This window comes from Streptomyces sp. NPDC057099, assembly GCF_042671245.1.
GTDB lineage: Bacteria > Actinomycetota > Actinomycetes > Streptomycetales > Streptomycetaceae > Streptomyces > Streptomyces purpurascens.
Genome location: NZ_JBHUTX010000003.1, coordinates 187302 through 202129 on the forward strand (window position 1 = coordinate 187302; position 14828 = coordinate 202129).

A 14828-nucleotide genomic window follows, 5' to 3' on the forward strand; every position below is an offset into this window, starting at 1 on the left:
CCTCAACCGGTCCTCTCCTCCACCGCCTTCGCCCCGCGCACCCGCCGCGCGGGCAGCGTGAGCAGGGCCGGTACGCTCACCGCGCACGCCGCCGCCGCGTAGTACGCGGGGATGTCCACGCTCCCCGTCCGCTCGATCGTCTCCGTGATGATGAGCCCGGCACACCCCGAGAACACCGCATTGGACAGCGCGTAGGCGAGTCCCAGGCCCGTGTACCGCACCCGCGCCGGGAACATCTCCGACAGCATCGCCGGGCCCGGCCCCGCCATCAGCCCCACCACGGCACCCGCGCCGCACACCGCCGCACCCTTCACGGTGTTCGAAACGCCGGGCTCCTGCAGAAGGTCGAGCAGCGGCACCGAGAGGACCACGACCAGCACCGCGCCCGTCAGCATCACCGCCCTCCGGCCGAACAGATCACTAGCCAGCCCCGCCGGCACGATCGTCACAGCGAAGCCCAAGTTGGCCAGCACGGTGGCGACCAGCGCCTGCTGGAAGGTCGCGCCCAGCGAACTCTGCAGATACGACGGCAGCACGACGAGGAACGTGTAACCGGCCGCGGCCCAGCCCATGATCCGTCCCGCCCCCAGCGCGATCGCCCTCGCGACCTCGCGCGGGGGAGGCTTCTCCCGTGACCGCTCCGCCACGAACTCCGGTGTCTCGTCCAGCCGCAGCCTCAGCCACAACGCCCCGAGCCCCAGCGGCAGCGTCAGCAGGAACGGCAGCCGCCAGCCCCACGCGCCGAGCTGCTCCTCGGTCAGCACGGTGGCGAGCAGCGCCGCGACGCCCGCACCGCCCAACAGCCCCAGTGCCACCGTGAACGACTGCCACGACCCGTACAGCCCCCGCCGGCCCGGCGGAGCGAACTCCGTCATCACCGACACCGCCCCGCCGAACTCCCCACCGGCCGACAGCCCTTGGAGCACCCGCAGAAAAGTGAGCAGCCAGGGCGCCAGCGCACCCGCCTGCGCGTACGTCGGCAGCACACCGATCAGCGTCGTCGCCACCGTCATCAGCGTGATCACCAGAACCAGCACCGGCCGACGGCCCACGCGGTCCCCGAGACGGCCGAAAAACGCCGCCCCGACCGGTCGGAAGAAGAACGCGAGCGCGAACGACGCGTACGTCTTCACCAGAGCCTCGATCTCGCTTCCGCCCTCCGGCGTGAAGAACCGCGCCGCGATGATCGTCGCGAAGTAGCCGTAGACGCCGAACTCGTACCACTCGATGAGATTCCCCACCGACCCCGCGACCAGCGCCCGCCGGCCGCCCCGTGTGTCCCGTCCCTGGTGAATGACCGTCACCTCCCGTACCGTTGTGCCTTGTTGACCACAAGGCGGCTGGTGACGGGCCGGATGCGTCGTACGGTCGCCGTCGGTTTCACCCGTCACGGCAACAGGTGCCCGGACCGCCCTCCGCTCAGGCAATCGGACGGCTACGCTCGACGTCTGTACGTCGTTCGGGCGACTTGGGGAGGTAGCGGGATGACGGAGGTACGGCCCACGGCCGGCCCCTCGGCTTCCCTTTGGGAGCGCGACGAGGAAGTCGCCGCCGTCGCGCGGGCGGTCGACGGCCTGTGCGCGGACCGCTCCTCGTCCGGCGGACTGCTGGTCTTCCGGGGCGAGGCCGGACTCGGCAAGACCACGCTGCTGGCCGAAACCCGCCGCATCGCCGAGGCCCGCAACTGCACGGTCTGGTCGGCACGCGGCGGTGAGACCCTCCGGTCGGTCCCCTTCAACGTGGTACGGCAGTTGCTGCAGCCGGCCCTGGTGTCGATGCTCCCGGAGGAGGCCCGGGAGTACCTCGGCGACTGGTACGACATCGCCGGCCCCGCCCTCGGCATAGCCGAACCCGGCGACCGGCAGGCCGACCCGCAGGGCGTGTGCGACGGACTGGTCGCCGCCGTGCGCCGGCTCGCCCGCCGGGACTGGCCGCTGGTGCTGCTGATCGACGACGCCCACTGGGCCGACCAGGAGACCCTGCACTGGCTCGCCGGGCTCGCCGGGCGCCTCGACGAGATGTCCGTGCTGGTCGTGGTCACCCGCCGTCCCGGCGAGGTCTCCGGCACCAGCGCCCGCCACCTCGACACCGTCGCCGCCGCCGCGCACGGCCCCGTCACGACGCTGAGCGCCCTCACCCCGGACGCGACGGCCGGACTCACCCGCGCCACCCTCGGCCCGCACGCCGACGCCGCGTTCTGCCGCGAGGTCTGGGCCGTCACCGCGGGCAACCCCTACGAGACCGTCGAACTCCTCGCCAAGGTCCAGGACAGCGAACTCGAACCGGTCGAGGCCCGGGCCGGGGAACTGCGCGAACTGAACCGCTCGGCCCGCGGCGGCGGCCTCGTCGCCCGCCTGGAGGAACTCGGCATCGACGCCACGCGGTTCGCCTGGGCCGCCGCCATCCTCGGCACCGACATCTCCACCGGCCTGGTCGCCAAACTCGCCACCCTGGGGCCCGACGACGCCCGCCGCTGCGCCGAACTGCTGCGCAGCGCCCGCATCCTCACCACACCCGACCCCGCGACCGGCCGCAGCGCCGACGGCGACCTGGAGTTCGTCCACCCGCTGATCGCCACCGCCGTCTACAACTCCATACCCGACGCCCTGTGCACCGCCATGCACGGCATAGCCGCCCGGATCGTCACCGACGAGGGGCGCGGCGCCGCCGCGGCCGCCCGCCACCTCCTCGAAGTCCACCCGGACGACGACGAGGAACTCGTGGGGCAGCTGCGCGAGGCCGCCCGCGAGCACCTCGCCGTCGGCGCCCCCGACGCGGCCCGCCGCTGCCTGGAGCGCGCCCTGGAGGAACCGCCCCGGCCCGAGTCCCACCCCCATGTGCTGTACGAACTGGCCGAGGCCACCTTCCTCACCGCGCCCGCCCGCACCATCGGCCATCTGCGGACCGCGCTCGGCATGCCCGGCCTCGGCGGGGACAAGCGGGTGGACGCCGTGTTCCGGCTCTCCCAGGCCCTGCTCCACAACGACCAGCTGGAGGAGGCCGTCCGCACGGTCGAGGCGGAGGCCGCCCGGCTGAAGCCCGGGCCCGCCCGGATGCGGCTCCAGGCCGTGCACTTCATGTGGGAGGGCATACACGCGGGCGAGGCCACCTCGCCCGACCGCTCCCGGCGGCTCGCCGACCTCGCCGCCACCTGCACCGGCCGGGACAACTCCGAACGCGCGCTGCTCATGCTGCGCGGCTTCGACGCCCTCATGCACGGCGAGAACGCGGAGGAGGTCGCCGAACTGTGCGACCGCGCCCTCGTCAACGGCCGCCTGGCCCCCGGGCTCGGCTGGACCGACACCGAGTGGGGCATCGAACTGCTGCTGATGCTGGCCAACGCGTATGCCTTCACCGACCGCCTCGACCGCGCCGAGACCCTCTACAACGAGGCCCTGCGCGCCTACGAGACGGCCGGCTGGAGCGGCGGCCACCTCGCCCTCGCCCACGCCTACGTCGGGCTCGGCCACCGCAGGCGCGGCCGTCTGAAGGAGGCGGAGGCGTCCCTGCGCGAGTCGCTGCGCCTCGCCGAGCGCGTCGGCCGCGGTCTGCCGCTGTACTGGTCCGCGACCTGCAACCTCGTCGACACACTGCTCGCCCGCGGCCATGTCCAGGAGGCCTGGGAGGTCGCCGAACGGTACGGCTTCGCCCCGCCCTACCCCTCCACCATCGTCCTGCCGGACCCGCGTTCGGTGCGCGGCCGGCTGCTGCTGGCCGTCGGCCGCACCAAGGACGGCATCAACGAACTGGAGGCCGCCGAGAAGGCGGCGGCGGCACGCGGCCACCTCAACCCCGTGCTCGTCCCCTGGGCGGCCGACCTCGCCCGGGCCCTCAGCACCGAGGACCCGGCCCGTGCCGCCCGGCTCGCCGTCGACGTCCGCCGGCAGGCCGAGCGCTTCGGCACGGACACCGCCATCGGCGAGGCCCTGCGCTGCGCCGCCGCCCTGGAGACCGGACAGCGCGCGGTCCGGCTCGCCGCCCAGGCCGTCACCTACCTGGAGGCCTCGCCCTGCCAGTACGAGCACGCGGCGGCCCGCATCGAGTACGGCACCATGGCCCGCTCGGTGAGCGACCTCGAACGCGGCCTGGACCTGGCGGTCTCGTGCGGCGCGGACGGACTGGCGGAACGGGCGCGGGCCGTGCTCAAGGCCGGTGTCGGACCGACGTAGCCCAGACCACGACCGGCGGGGTCACCCTGCTGCGCCGTCCTCCTCCGCGAGCACCCGCTGGGCCGTCGCGAACGCCGAGTTCGCCGCGGGCACCCCGCAGTACACGGCCGTCTGCAGCAGCACCGCGCCGATCTCCTCGGGGGTGAGCCCGTTGCGGCGGGCCGCTCGGACGTGCATGGCCAGCTCGTCGTAGTGGCCGTGCGCGACCAGCGCGGTGAGGGTGATCATGCTGCGCTCGCGGCGCGACAGCGTCGGGTCGGTCCAGATCTCGCCCCAGGCGTAGCGCGAGATGAAGTCCTGGAACCGCGCGGTGAAGGGCGTCTGCCGGGCCTGGGCCCGGTCGACGTGCGAGTCGCCGAGCACCTGGCGCCGCACCTCCATCCCGCGTCCGACGGGCCCGCCGAAGTGGGCCCGCAGCGCGGTCAGTACCGCTTCCGGGCACTGTGCGGGCGCCAGGTGCGAGGCGCCCGGGAACTCGACGAGCGTCGAGCCCGGCACGGCGTCGGCGATCTCCCGCAGATGCGCGGGCGGCGTCGCCGGATCCTCCCGGCCGGCGACCAGCAGCGTCGGTACGGCGATCTCGGGCAGCCGGTCCCGCAGATCGAACGCGGCGAGCGCGTCACAGCAGGCGGCGTACGCGTCCGGGTCGGCGTCCCGGTGGTCCCGCACCAGCTCCGGCACGGTGAACCCGGGCGTGAACCAGCGCGCGTCCGCGCCCTCCGCGAGCCCGGCCAGCCCCTCCCGCCGTACCAGCGCGGCCCGCTCCTCCCACGGCCCGGGGCCGTTGAAGTGCGCCGACGAGCAGATCACGGCGAGCGACGACAGCCGCTCCGGACGGTGCACCGCGAGATGCAGTCCCACGGCGCCGCCCAGCGACACACCCGCGTACGCGAACCGCTCGATGCCGAGCGAGTCGGCGAGCTTCAGCACCAAGTCGGCAAGGTCACCGACCGTCGCGCCCGCCTTGATGAGCCCGGCCGCCGAACCGCCGTGCCCCGGCAGATCCCAGCGGACCACCCGGTGGGTGATCGACAGCTCGGGCGCCACCTTGTCCCACAGGGCGTACGAGGTGCCGAGGGAGGGGCCGAGCAGCAGCGGGGGAGCGGAGGCGGGCCCTTCGGTGTGATGGTTCAGGAGTGTCAACGTCGCTCCAGAGCGCGGTCGGTGAGGGCTCCGGCGGAGCCGGTGTAGTGGGTGGGGTCGAGGTCGACGTCCGCCAGCTCCGGTGCCTCGGCGAGCGGGCGTCCCTCGGCGGCCAGCCGGGTGAGGAGTTCCTTGGCGCGGGCGCGGCCCAGCACCGGGGCCAGTTCGGCGGAGAGCCGCTCGGAGACGATCAGCCCGCCGGTCAGGTCCAGGTGTTCACGCATGGCCTCGGGCCTGACCCGCAGTCCCTCGGCCAGCTCCACGGCGTCCCGGGCGGCCCCGCCGACCAGCCGCAGCAGGTCCCGCAGCGGTTCCCACTCGGCGTGCCAGGACCCGGCCGGCCGCTCGTCCTCCGCGGCCAGCGAGCCGTACAGCGTGGCCGCGAGCTGCGGTGCCCGTCGCGCGGCGGCGGCGAGGAGGGTGGACCGTACGGGGTTGGACTTGTGCGGCATGGCGGACGAGCCCCCGCCGCTGCCCTCCGCGACCTCGGCGATCTCGGTGCGCGACAGGGTGAGGACGTCCACGGCGAGTTTGCCGAGCGCGCCCGCCGTGAAGGCGAGGCATCCGGCGAGATCGGCGACGGGTGTCCGCAGGGTGTGCCAGGGCAGATCGGGTGCCCTGAGGCCGAGTTCACCGGCGTACGCCGCCGGCAGCCCGGTCGGATCGCTCGCGCCGTACGCCCCGAAGGCAGCCAACGTGCCTGCCGCGCCGCCGAGTTGGGCGGGCAGCGAGTCCCGTACGGCCGTCGTCCGGTCGCGCGCGTCGAGGACCAGCGCCCGCCATCCGGCGGCCTTCAGCCCGAAGGTCGTCGGTACGGCGTGCTGGGTGAGCGTCCGTCCCGGCATCGCGGTGTCACGGTGTTCGGCGGCCAGCCGGGCGAGGGCCTGCTCGGTGCGTCCGAGGTCGGCGAGGAGCAGCTCCAGGGTCCGCGCGGCGACCAGCATCGTCGCCGTGTCCATGATGTCCTGGCTGGTCGCGCCCCGGTGGACGTAGGAGCCGTACTCCTCGCCGACGGCCTTCGTCAGCTCCGCGACCAGGGGGATGACGGGGTTGCCGCCGGTGCGGGCCCGCTCGGCGAGGGACCGGACGTCGAAGGCACCGGAGCCTGCCGCCTCGGTCACCGCCGTCGCCGCCTCGGCGGGTGCGAGCCCCAGCGAGGCCTGGGCCCGGGTCAGCGCGGCCTCCGCGTCGAGCAGCGCCCGCAGATACGCGTGGTCGCTCGTCGCGGACGCGGCCGCCGAGTCGGCCCACCCGGGGGCGAGCAGGCCGGTGTCGCCGTGCGCAGCTGTCACTGGAACTCCAGGAAGACCGTCTCGCCTTCGCCCTGAAGGCGGATGTCGAAACGGTACGTGCCGCGCGCCTCCTCCACGGCGATCAGCGTGTCGCGGCGCCCGTCGTCCAGCACAGACAGCAGCGGGTCGGCGGAGAGCGCCGCCTTGTCGCCCGGCAGATAGATCCGCGTGTACAGGTGCACCAGCAGCCCGCGCGCGAAGACGCACACGCTGAGGTACGGGGCGTTCCGCCCGCGTGCGCCGGGCCGCAGGGTGCGCGCGTACCAGTGACCGTTCGCGTCGGTCTGGATTCGTCCCCAGCCCGTGAACTCCACGCCGTTGCGCCCCAGGAAGCCGCCCGACGCCGGGTCGCGCCGCATCGAACCGTCGGCCGTCGCCAGGTTGCCGTCGGGGTCCGGCCCCCACAGTTCGATCAGGGCGTCCGGCAGCGGATCGCCCTCGCCGTCGAGGACGTACCCGTGCACGGTGACCGTGTCCGGATGCCCGGCGGGCGCGATGTCCTCACCGCCGCGGAACGGCAGGGCGTGGCCGTAGAACGGGCCGACGGTGTGCGAGGGGGTGGGCAGCACGTTCTCAGGGCTACTGGTGTCGATCTTCGTCATGGCAGGTCAGCGCCCTTCCTCTATCCAGGTGGCCTGCGGCCCGTCGAGCACGATGTCCCAGTGGTAGCCCATCGAGAACTCCGGCACCGACAGGCTGTGGTCGTACGTGGCGACCAGCCGCTGCCGGGCCGCGTCGTCCGTCACCGACTGGATGATCGGGTCGTAGGGGAAGAGCGGGTCGCTCGGGAAGTACATCTGCGTCACGAGCCGCTGGGTGAACGCCGAGCCGAAGAGCGAGAAGTGGATATGGGCCGGCCGCCAGGCGTTGACGTGCTGGCGCCACGGGTACGGGCCCGGCTGGACGGTGGTGAAGCGGTAGTGGCCCTCGGCGTCGGTGAGCGTGCGGCCCACGCCGGTGAAGTTCGGGTCCAGCGGGGCGTCGTGCTGCTCGCGCTGATGGGCGTAGCGGCCCGCCGAGTTGGCCTGCCATATCTCCACGAGCTGGCCGCGCACCGGGCGGCCGTCGCGGTCCAGCAGCCGGCCCGAGACGGTGATGCGCTCACCGATCGGCTCACCGTCGTGCTGCCGGGTGAGGTCACTGTCCATCTCGGTGATGTCCCGCTCCCCGAACGCCGGGGAGGACAGCTCCACCAGCTCCGGGTCCTTGCTGACGTCGATCGTGACCGGCGGCCGTTTGGGGTGCCGCAGCACCGAGGAGCGGTACGGCGCGTAATCGCGGCGCGGTTGGTTCTCGACGGGCCCGCCGTCGGCGAGGCGCTTCTCGTACGCGGCGTGCTCGGCCGCGATCTCCTGATCGATGTCGTGCTGAGTGAGAGTCATGTGAGTCCCTGGGAGTCTTCTAGCGTTCGAGGACGAGGGCGAGGCCCTGGCCCACCCCGATGCAGAGGGTGGCAACACCGACGCCACTGCCCCGCCGGGCAAGCTGATGCGCGACCGTCCCGGCGAGCCGCGCCCCGGACGCACCCAGCGGATGCCCCAGAGCGATCGCACCGCCCTGCGGATTGAGAATCGCGGGATCGAACTCGGGCCACTCGGCCACACACCCCAGCACCTGCGCCGCGAAGGCCTCGTTCAGCTCCAGCACGGACAGATCGCCGAACCCCTTGCCCGCCTTGGCCAGAGCCCGGTTGACGGCCTCGACCGGAGCGAGTCCGAAGTAGTCCGGGTCGAGGGCGTTGACGCCGGTCGCGGACACCCGGGCCAGCGGCTCGCGCCCCGTGGCCCTCAGACCCTCCTCGTCGACCAGGAGAAGGGCCGCCGCCCCGTCGTTGAGCGGTGACGCGTTACCCGCCGTCACCGTGCCGCCCTCCTTGCGGAACGACGGCTTCAGCTTGGCCATCGTCGCCAGGGAGGCATCCGCACGCACGCACTCGTCGGCGGCGAAGACCACCGGATCGCCCTTGCGCTGCGGGACCGCCACAGGTGCCGACTCCGCGTCGAACAGGCCCTGTTCCCGCGCCCGCGCGGCCTTCTCATGGCTGCCGAGCGCGTACTCGTCCTGCTGCTCGCGGCTGATCTTGTGCTTGCCGGCGATGAGTTCGGCCGACTCGCCCAGCGGAATCGTCCACTGCGGCTCCATCCTCGGGTTGACCATCCGCCAGCCCAGAGTCGTGGAGTACAGCTCGGTGTGCCCGGCCGGGAAGGGCTTGTCGGACTTGGGCAGCACATAGGGCGCCCGGGTCATCGACTCGACGCCACCGGCCACGGCGATCGAGGCGTCCCCGACCGCGATCGCGCGAGCCGCCTGGATGACCGCCTCCAGCCCGGAGGCGCACAGCCGGTTGACGGTCACGCCCGGCACCGAGGTGGGCAGGCCCGCCAGCAGCGCCGCCATGCGGCCGACGTTGCGGTTCTCCTCACCGGCGCCGTTGGCGTTGCCGAAGTACACGTCCTCGATGCGGCCCGGATCCAAGTCCGGGGTGCGGGCGAGCAGTTCGCGGACCGCGTGCGCGCCCAGGTCGTCCGGGCGGACGGAGGCCAGCCCGCCGTTGTAGCGGCCGATCGGGGTGCGGACCGCGTCGACGATGTAGACGTCCTTCACTTCACACCCTCCGGCACGGTCAGTTCGGCGTCTGTCCTGGCGACGATCTCCTCGGCGGTCACGCCCGGCGCGGTCTCGACCAGGACAAGCCCGTCGTCGGTGACGTCGAGGACGCCGAGGTCGGTGATGATCCGGTTCACACACCCCTTGCCGGTCAGCGGCAGGGCGCACTCGGTGAGGATCTTGGGGGAGCCGTCCTTGGCGGTGTGGGTCATGACGACGACGACCGTACGGGCGCCGTGCACCAGGTCCATCGCCCCGCCGATACCGGTGATCAGCTTGCCGGGGATCGCCCAGTTGGCCAGGTCGCCCCGCTCGGAGACCTGCATGGCGCCCAGCACCGCGACGTCGATGTGCCCGCCCCGGATCATCGAGAAGGACAGCGCCGAGTCGAAGAAGGACGCGCCCGGCAGGACCGTCACGGTCTCCTTGCCGGCGTTGATCAGGTCAGGGTCGACGGTCTCCTCGGTGGGGTAGGGGCCGGTGCCCAGGATGCCGTTCTCCGATTCGAGGACGACCTCGACGCCCTCGGGCAGGTAGTTGGGGATGAGGGTGGGCAGGCCGATGCCGAGATTGACGTACTGGCCGTCCCGCAGCTCGCGCGCGGCCCGCGCGGCCATCTGTTCACGCGTCCAGGCCATCAGCTGCTCACCGTCCGCCGCTCGATCTTCTTGTCCGCCGCCTGCTCAGGGGTGAGCGCGAGCACCCGCTGCACGAAGATGCCGGGCAGATGCACCGCGTCCGGATCGATCTCGCCGGGCTCCACCAGCTCCTCCACCTCCGCGATCGTCACCCGCCCGGCCATCGCGGCCAGCGGGTTGAAGTTCCGGGAGGACTTGTTGAAGACCAGGTTGCCGTGCCGGTCGCCCTTCGCCGCCCGGACCAGGGCGAAGTCCGTACGGATACCGCGCTCCAGCACGAACTCCTCGCCGTCGAACTCCCGGACCTCCTTCGGCGGCGAGGCCAGCGCGACCCCGCCCTCACCGTCATAGCGCCACGGCAGCCCGCCGTCGGCAACCTGGGTGCCCACCCCGGCCGGGGTGTAGAAGGCGGGGATCCCGGCACCGCCGGCCCGCAGCCGCTCGGCCAGCGTGCCCTGCGGGATCAGCTCGACCTCCAGCTCCCCGGCCAGGTACTGCCGCGCGAACTCCTTGTTCGCACCGATGTAGGAGCCCGTCACCCGGGCGATCCGGCCCGCGCCGAGCAGGACCGCGAGGCCCGACTCCATCGCCCCGCAGTTGTTGGAGACCACCGACACCCCGGCCACGCCGCGCTCGTACAGCGCCTGGATCAGCACGTTCGGCACACCGCTCAGCCCGAAACCGCCCACCGCGAGCGACGCGCCGTCCGGCACATCGGCCACCGCCTCCAGGGCTGTGGCGACCACCTTGTCCATCCGAGAAGCCCCATCTCTTCCGAGCACCCCGACCTCAATTAGTCAGCGCACTGAGTATTTCCGTGAAGCTCTTTTCACGCTGCCATCGCCACAGCAGGGCGTCAAGACCTCGGTGAATGCGTCTCTGATCCCTTGTGCGGTCGGCAGACAGCCCGGGAGCGGGCCGGTATTGTTCAGTGCACCAACGAAAACGACCGAGGGGTGCACATGGCGGCGGCCGACCTCACCACCCACCCCGGGCACCTGGCCCGGCGGCTCCAGCAGGCGCACTACCTGCTGTGGAACACGATGGTCTCCGAGGAGATCACCTCGCCCCAGTACGCGGTCCTCAACACACTCGTCGCCGAACCCGGGCTGGACCAGCGCACGGTGGGGGAGCGGGTGGGGCTCGACCGGTCCACCATCGCCGAGGTGATCAGCCGGCTCATCCGGCGCGGACTGCTCGACAAGGTCCGTGACCCGCAGGACGGCCGCCGCTTCCTGCTCCGTCTCACGGAAGAGGGCGTGCGCACCCACCGCAAGGTGACGGTGCGCACCGCCCGGATGAACCAGATCTTCCTGGCGCCGCTGACCGCCGAGGAGCAGACGGTGTTCTTCGACCTCATCCGGCGCGTGTCGGACGCGGCCGAAGGGCTGCGCAACCCGGGGGAGTCCCTGGTGGCGCCCCGCTGACCGGCGCGGTCCGCGCGTGCCGGTCAGGGCGCCTTGGCGTACACCACCCACACCTGGCCCTTCGCGAAGTTCACGGGTGAGCCGTCGCGGGTGGTGAACGCCGTGCCGTCCGTGGCGCCCTCGCGCTCCCAGTTCACGTCGTAGGCCCGCCCGTCGCGCAACACCTTCGCCTTCCCGGAGCCCACCGTCTCGGTGTACGGCGTGTTGTTGCCGAGGAAGTCCCGGAAGGCGGACTCGCGCACCTTCACGTACTGCACGACGACCGTCGCGGCCGCCATCCGCTTGCCGTCGGCCGTGGTGGCGGGCGTGCCGTCCATGCCGACCAGCCAGCGGTCCCCGGAGTCCGACCAGGTGAAGGTGAAACGGGCCGCCGGATAGCGCACCGTCTGCGAGGCCGTCGCCGTGCCGCCCGCCGGGGCGGAGCCGTAGCGGAAGCCGGTGGTCAGGGCGGCCCGGCCCGGGGCTTCCGGCACGATCCGCTCGGGCCGCACATAGAGGTTGTGCGGGGCGGACCGGTCCGGGTCGCGGAAGAAGGCGTCGGAGGCGCTGCCCGGTGTCGCCGTCCGCAGCGGTGCCTTGTCGATCAGCGGCAGGAGCTTCGTCTGGGCGCCAGAGAAGGCGAGGGTGGGCCGGTCGAACTGGCGCAGCAGCTCCAGATCCGACTCACGGGCGCTGCGCACCGGACCGACCGCCTTCGGCAGCTTCGTCGCGTACACCGCCATCAGGCGGCTCAGCCCGCCCTCGACCTGCTCCACGTAGACCACGTCCGCGGCATCGACACCCGTGGGCGGGCGGGCCGAGGCGGCATTGTCGATCTTGACGGCGAGTACGGAGCCGTCGGCCGCCGTGGAGGACGTGCCGCGCTCCGACGCACCGGCCGACCCCCGCCCGTCGTCGGGCGACCCGCCCCCGCTCGTGCAGCCCGCCGCCAGGGCCGCCGTCACCGTCGCGGCCAGCAGCGCCGCCGTCGTCGCGGACCGCCGTCCGCGCGCCTCTCGTCCCATGCCCACCCTCGCCACCACGCCTCATGTCAGCTGCTTGTTCTGATTGTGCGCTTATCTGAGCATTGATGGCCATGTCCGATTGTTTCTGAACGGAGGGTGTCCCCGTCGCGTCCGTCGATCGGCTCAAGGTTCACTGCGGGGCACCCGGGTACCCGGGCCTCTCCGAAACGGCCGAGCCGACACGACCGACGCGCACGCCGACGGAGGGAGCGCGAGGCGATGAGGGCAGTGACCTGGCAGGGCAAGCGGGACGTGCGGGTGGAGGACGTGCCCGATCCGACGATCCAGGAGCCGACGGACGCGGTCATCCGCATCACCTCCACCGGGCTGTGCGGGTCCGACCTGCATCTGTACGAAGTGCTCATGCCGTTCATGACACCGGGGGACATCCTCGGTCATGAGCCCATGGGCATCGTCGAGGAGGTCGGCGCCGGTGTACCGGACCTCCAGGCCGGGGACCGGGTCGTGGTGCCGTTCCAGATCGCCTGCGGCAACTGCTGGATGTGCCTCACCGGCCTGCCCACCCAGTGCGAGACCACCCAGGTCAGCGGCGAGGGCATGGGCGCCGCCCTGTTCGGCTACACCCGCCTGTACGGTGCCGTGCCGGGCGCCCAGGCCGAGTACCTGCGGGTCCCGCAGGCGCAGTTCGGCCCGATCAAGGTCCCGGAGGGCCCGCCCGACGACCGCTTCGTCTACCTCTCCGACGTCCTGCCCACCGCCTGGCAGGCGGTCGCCTACGCCGACGTCCCGCAGGGCGGCAGCGTCGCCGTGCTCGGCCTCGGGCCCGTCGGCGACATGGCCTGCCGCGTCGCCCGGCTCCGGGGCGCCGGGCGGGTGTTCGGCGTGGACCTGGTCCCGGAGCGGCTGCGCCGGGCCCGCGCACGGGGCGTGGAGACGTACGACCTCAGGTCCTTCGACGACGAGAAGGAACTGATCGAGGCGATCCGCGACGAAACCGACGGCCGTGGCCCGGACGCCGTGATCGACGCCGTCGGCACGGAGGCCCACGGCAGCGCGGCGGCGCGCATGGTGCAGAGCGCTGCCGCGATCCTGCCCCGCAAGCTGAGCGGCCCGATGGCCGAACGCTTCAGCGTCGACCGTCTCGCCGCCCTCCACATGGCCATCGACCTGGTCCGGCGCGGCGGCACCCTCTCGCTGTCCGGTATCTACGGCGGCACGGCGGACCCGCTGCCGCTGCTCACCCTGTTCGACAAGCAGGTCCAGATCCGGATGGGCCAGGCCAACGTCCGCCGCTGGAGCGACGACATCATCCCGTACCTGACCGACGAGGACCCCCTCGGTGTCGAGGACTTCGCCACCCACCGGCTGCCGCTGTCGGAGGCGCCGCAGGCCTACGAGATGTTCCAGCGCAAGCAGGACGGCGCGGTCAAGGTGCTGATGCAGCCCTGAACCGGCGTGGCGCTACGCGCCGAGGATCTCCGCCAGGTCGTAGCGGACCGGCTCCTGCAACTGCGCGTAGGTGCAGCTCTCGGGGGTCCGGTCCGGGCGCCAGCGGCGGAACCGGGCGGTGTGCCGGAAGCGCTGCCCGTTCTCCATGTGGTCGTACGCCACCTCGGCCACCCGCTCCGGCCTGAGCGGGACCCACGACAGATCCTTCCGGCCCGACCAGCGGCTCGGCGCCCCGGGCAGCCGGGCCTTCTCGTGGGCGGCCTCGTCGGACCAGGCCGCCCACGGATGTCCTTGGGCGTCGTCCAGGCGCAGCGGCTCCAGTTCCTCCACCAGCTCGGCACGCCGCTTCATCGGGAAGGCCGCGGACACGCCCACATGCTGGAGGGTGCCCCGGTCGTCGTACAGGCCGAGCAGCAGCGAGCCCACGACGGGGCCGCTCTTGTGCAGCCGGTACCCGGCGACGACCACGTCCGCCGTGCGCTCGTGCTTGATCTTGAACATGGCGCGTTCGTCCGGGCGGTAGCGCACGGTCAGCGGCTTGGCGATGACACCGTCCAGGCCCGCCCCCTCGTACTGCTCGAACCACTGCCGCGCCACCTCGATGTCGGTGGTCGCCGGCGCCAGGTGCACCGGCGCCGTCACCTCCGCCAGCTCCCCGGCCAGCCGCTCCCGCCGGTCGGTCATCGGGACGTCCATCAGCGACTCGTCCCCCAGCGCCAGCAGATCGAAGGCGACGAGCGAGGCCGGCGTCCGCTCCGCCAGCATCCGCACCCGCGAGTCCGCCGGATGGATCCGCTCCGTCAGCGCGTCGAAGTCCAGATGCCCCTCCCGCGCGATCACGATCTCCCCGTCCACCACACAGCGCTCCGGCAACCGCTCCCGCACAGCCGTCACCAGCTCGGGAAAGTACCTGGTCAGCGTCTTGCCCGTCCGGCTGCCGAGCTCGACCTCGTCCCCGTCGCGGAACACGATCGCCCGAAACCCGTCCCACTTCGCCTCGTACTGCATCCCCGCGGGGATCGCCGCCACGGACTTGGCGAGCATCGGCAGCACGGGGGGCATCACCGGGAGATCCATGCCTCGACTCTAAGAGCCGCCCCCGCGGTCCGCCTGTCGAGCGCGGAGGCGAAAGCCGCAG

At 72.5% G+C, this 14828-nt stretch carries 13 protein-coding genes; 3 read left to right on the forward strand and 10 right to left on the reverse strand.

The features are described from left to right. Positions 1 to 2 precede the first annotated feature (2 nt). Entirely contained in the window at positions 3 to 1304 is a 1302-nt protein-coding gene (locus ACFT4A_RS05530) for an MFS transporter (protein WP_382826217.1), read from the reverse strand. A 180-nt stretch (positions 1305 to 1484) separates the two neighbouring features. Here ACFT4A_RS05530 and ACFT4A_RS05535 point away from each other — a divergent pair, with 180 nt between their 5' ends. After that, complete coding sequence (locus tag ACFT4A_RS05535; protein ID WP_382826218.1) at positions 1485 to 4169, forward strand: ATP-binding protein; 2685 nt, start codon at positions 1485 to 1487, stop codon at positions 4167 to 4169. A gap of 21 nt (positions 4170 to 4190) precedes the next feature. Here the strand turns inward: ACFT4A_RS05535 and pcaD are convergent, their stop codons facing one another. From pcaD to ACFT4A_RS05570, 7 genes are read right to left on the reverse strand one after another with little or no spacing between them, the layout of a single operon-like run. Next, positions 4191 to 5312 (reverse strand): 3-oxoadipate enol-lactonase, encoded by a 1122-nt coding sequence (gene pcaD / locus ACFT4A_RS05540; RefSeq protein ID WP_382826220.1) that lies wholly within the window; start codon positions 5310 to 5312, stop codon positions 4191 to 4193. Next, positions 5309 to 6604, reverse strand: a complete 1296-nt coding sequence (gene pcaB, locus ACFT4A_RS05545) for a 3-carboxy-cis,cis-muconate cycloisomerase (RefSeq protein WP_382826222.1) — start codon at positions 6602 to 6604, stop codon at positions 5309 to 5311. Before pcaB ends, pcaD begins: the two co-directional genes overlap by 4 nt. Next, positions 6601 to 7206 (reverse strand): protocatechuate 3,4-dioxygenase subunit alpha, encoded by a 606-nt coding sequence (pcaG, locus tag ACFT4A_RS05550; protein WP_382826224.1) that lies wholly within the window; start codon positions 7204 to 7206, stop codon positions 6601 to 6603. Before pcaG ends, pcaB begins: the two co-directional genes overlap by 4 nt. A gap of 6 nt (positions 7207 to 7212) precedes the next feature. Further along, the gene (pcaH, locus tag ACFT4A_RS05555; protein WP_382826225.1) at positions 7213 to 7986 is read right to left on the reverse strand and encodes a protocatechuate 3,4-dioxygenase subunit beta; all 774 of its coding nucleotides are present in this window, start codon (positions 7984 to 7986) and stop codon (positions 7213 to 7215) included. Positions 7987 to 8005: 19 nt separating this feature from the next. Further along, the gene (locus ACFT4A_RS05560; RefSeq protein WP_382826227.1) at positions 8006 to 9208 is read right to left on the reverse strand and encodes a thiolase family protein; all 1203 of its coding nucleotides are present in this window, start codon (positions 9206 to 9208) and stop codon (positions 8006 to 8008) included. Further along, positions 9205 to 9849 carry a CoA transferase subunit B gene (locus tag ACFT4A_RS05565; protein WP_382826228.1) on the reverse strand — a complete coding sequence of 215 codons (645 nt, stop codon included), beginning with the start codon at positions 9847 to 9849 and terminating at the stop codon, positions 9205 to 9207. The genes ACFT4A_RS05560 and ACFT4A_RS05565 overlap by 4 nt, the downstream gene beginning before the upstream one ends. Further along, positions 9849 to 10604 (reverse strand): CoA transferase subunit A, encoded by a 756-nt coding sequence (locus ACFT4A_RS05570; protein ID WP_382826230.1) that lies wholly within the window; start codon positions 10602 to 10604, stop codon positions 9849 to 9851. Before ACFT4A_RS05570 ends, ACFT4A_RS05565 begins: the two co-directional genes overlap by 1 nt. A gap of 207 nt (positions 10605 to 10811) precedes the next feature. Between ACFT4A_RS05570 and ACFT4A_RS05575 the strand changes: the two genes are divergently transcribed. Next, entirely contained in the window at positions 10812 to 11276 is a 465-nt protein-coding gene (locus tag ACFT4A_RS05575; protein ID WP_382826232.1) for a MarR family winged helix-turn-helix transcriptional regulator, read from the forward strand. A gap of 23 nt (positions 11277 to 11299) precedes the next feature. On the opposite strand, the gene ACFT4A_RS05580 is transcribed toward ACFT4A_RS05575, so the two are convergent. Further along, complete coding sequence (locus ACFT4A_RS05580; RefSeq protein WP_382826234.1) at positions 11300 to 12280, reverse strand: DUF3048 domain-containing protein; 981 nt, start codon at positions 12278 to 12280, stop codon at positions 11300 to 11302. A gap of 219 nt (positions 12281 to 12499) precedes the next feature. Here ACFT4A_RS05580 and ACFT4A_RS05585 point away from each other — a divergent pair, with 219 nt between their 5' ends. After that, on the forward strand, positions 12500 to 13690 hold the full coding sequence (locus ACFT4A_RS05585; protein ID WP_382826236.1) for a zinc-dependent alcohol dehydrogenase: 1191 nt from the start codon (positions 12500 to 12502) through the stop codon (positions 13688 to 13690). Between the two features lie 12 nt (positions 13691 to 13702). Here ACFT4A_RS05585 and ACFT4A_RS05590 read toward each other — a convergent pair whose 3' ends face one another. Then, entirely contained in the window at positions 13703 to 14767 is a 1065-nt protein-coding gene (locus ACFT4A_RS05590) for an ATP-dependent DNA ligase (RefSeq protein WP_382826238.1), read from the reverse strand. Positions 14768 to 14828 lie beyond the last annotated feature (61 nt).

What these genes read in the sequence shown, in the direction of transcription:
- ACFT4A_RS05570 (WP_382826230.1), bottom strand. Translation starts at nt 10,604, where the DNA reads ATGGACAAGGTGGTCGCCACAGCCCTGGAGGCGGTGGCCGATGTGCCG.
- ACFT4A_RS05535 (WP_382826218.1), top strand. Translation starts at nt 1,485, where the DNA reads ATGACGGAGGTACGGCCCACGGCCGGCCCCTCGGCTTCCCTTTGGGAG.
- ACFT4A_RS05565 (WP_382826228.1), bottom strand. Translation starts at nt 9,849, where the DNA reads ATGGCCTGGACGCGTGAACAGATGGCCGCGCGGGCCGCGCGCGAGCTG.
- pcaG (WP_382826224.1), bottom strand. Translation starts at nt 7,206, where the DNA reads ATGACGAAGATCGACACCAGTAGCCCTGAGAACGTGCTGCCCACCCCC.
- ACFT4A_RS05590 (WP_382826238.1), bottom strand. Translation starts at nt 14,767, where the DNA reads ATGGATCTCCCGGTGATGCCCCCCGTGCTGCCGATGCTCGCCAAGTCC.
- ACFT4A_RS05585 (WP_382826236.1), top strand. Translation starts at nt 12,500, where the DNA reads ATGAGGGCAGTGACCTGGCAGGGCAAGCGGGACGTGCGGGTGGAGGAC.
- pcaH (WP_382826225.1), bottom strand. Translation starts at nt 7,986, where the DNA reads ATGACTCTCACTCAGCACGACATCGATCAGGAGATCGCGGCCGAGCAC.
- ACFT4A_RS05580 (WP_382826234.1), bottom strand. Translation starts at nt 12,280, where the DNA reads ATGGGACGAGAGGCGCGCGGACGGCGGTCCGCGACGACGGCGGCGCTG.
- ACFT4A_RS05575 (WP_382826232.1), top strand. Translation starts at nt 10,812, where the DNA reads ATGGCGGCGGCCGACCTCACCACCCACCCCGGGCACCTGGCCCGGCGG.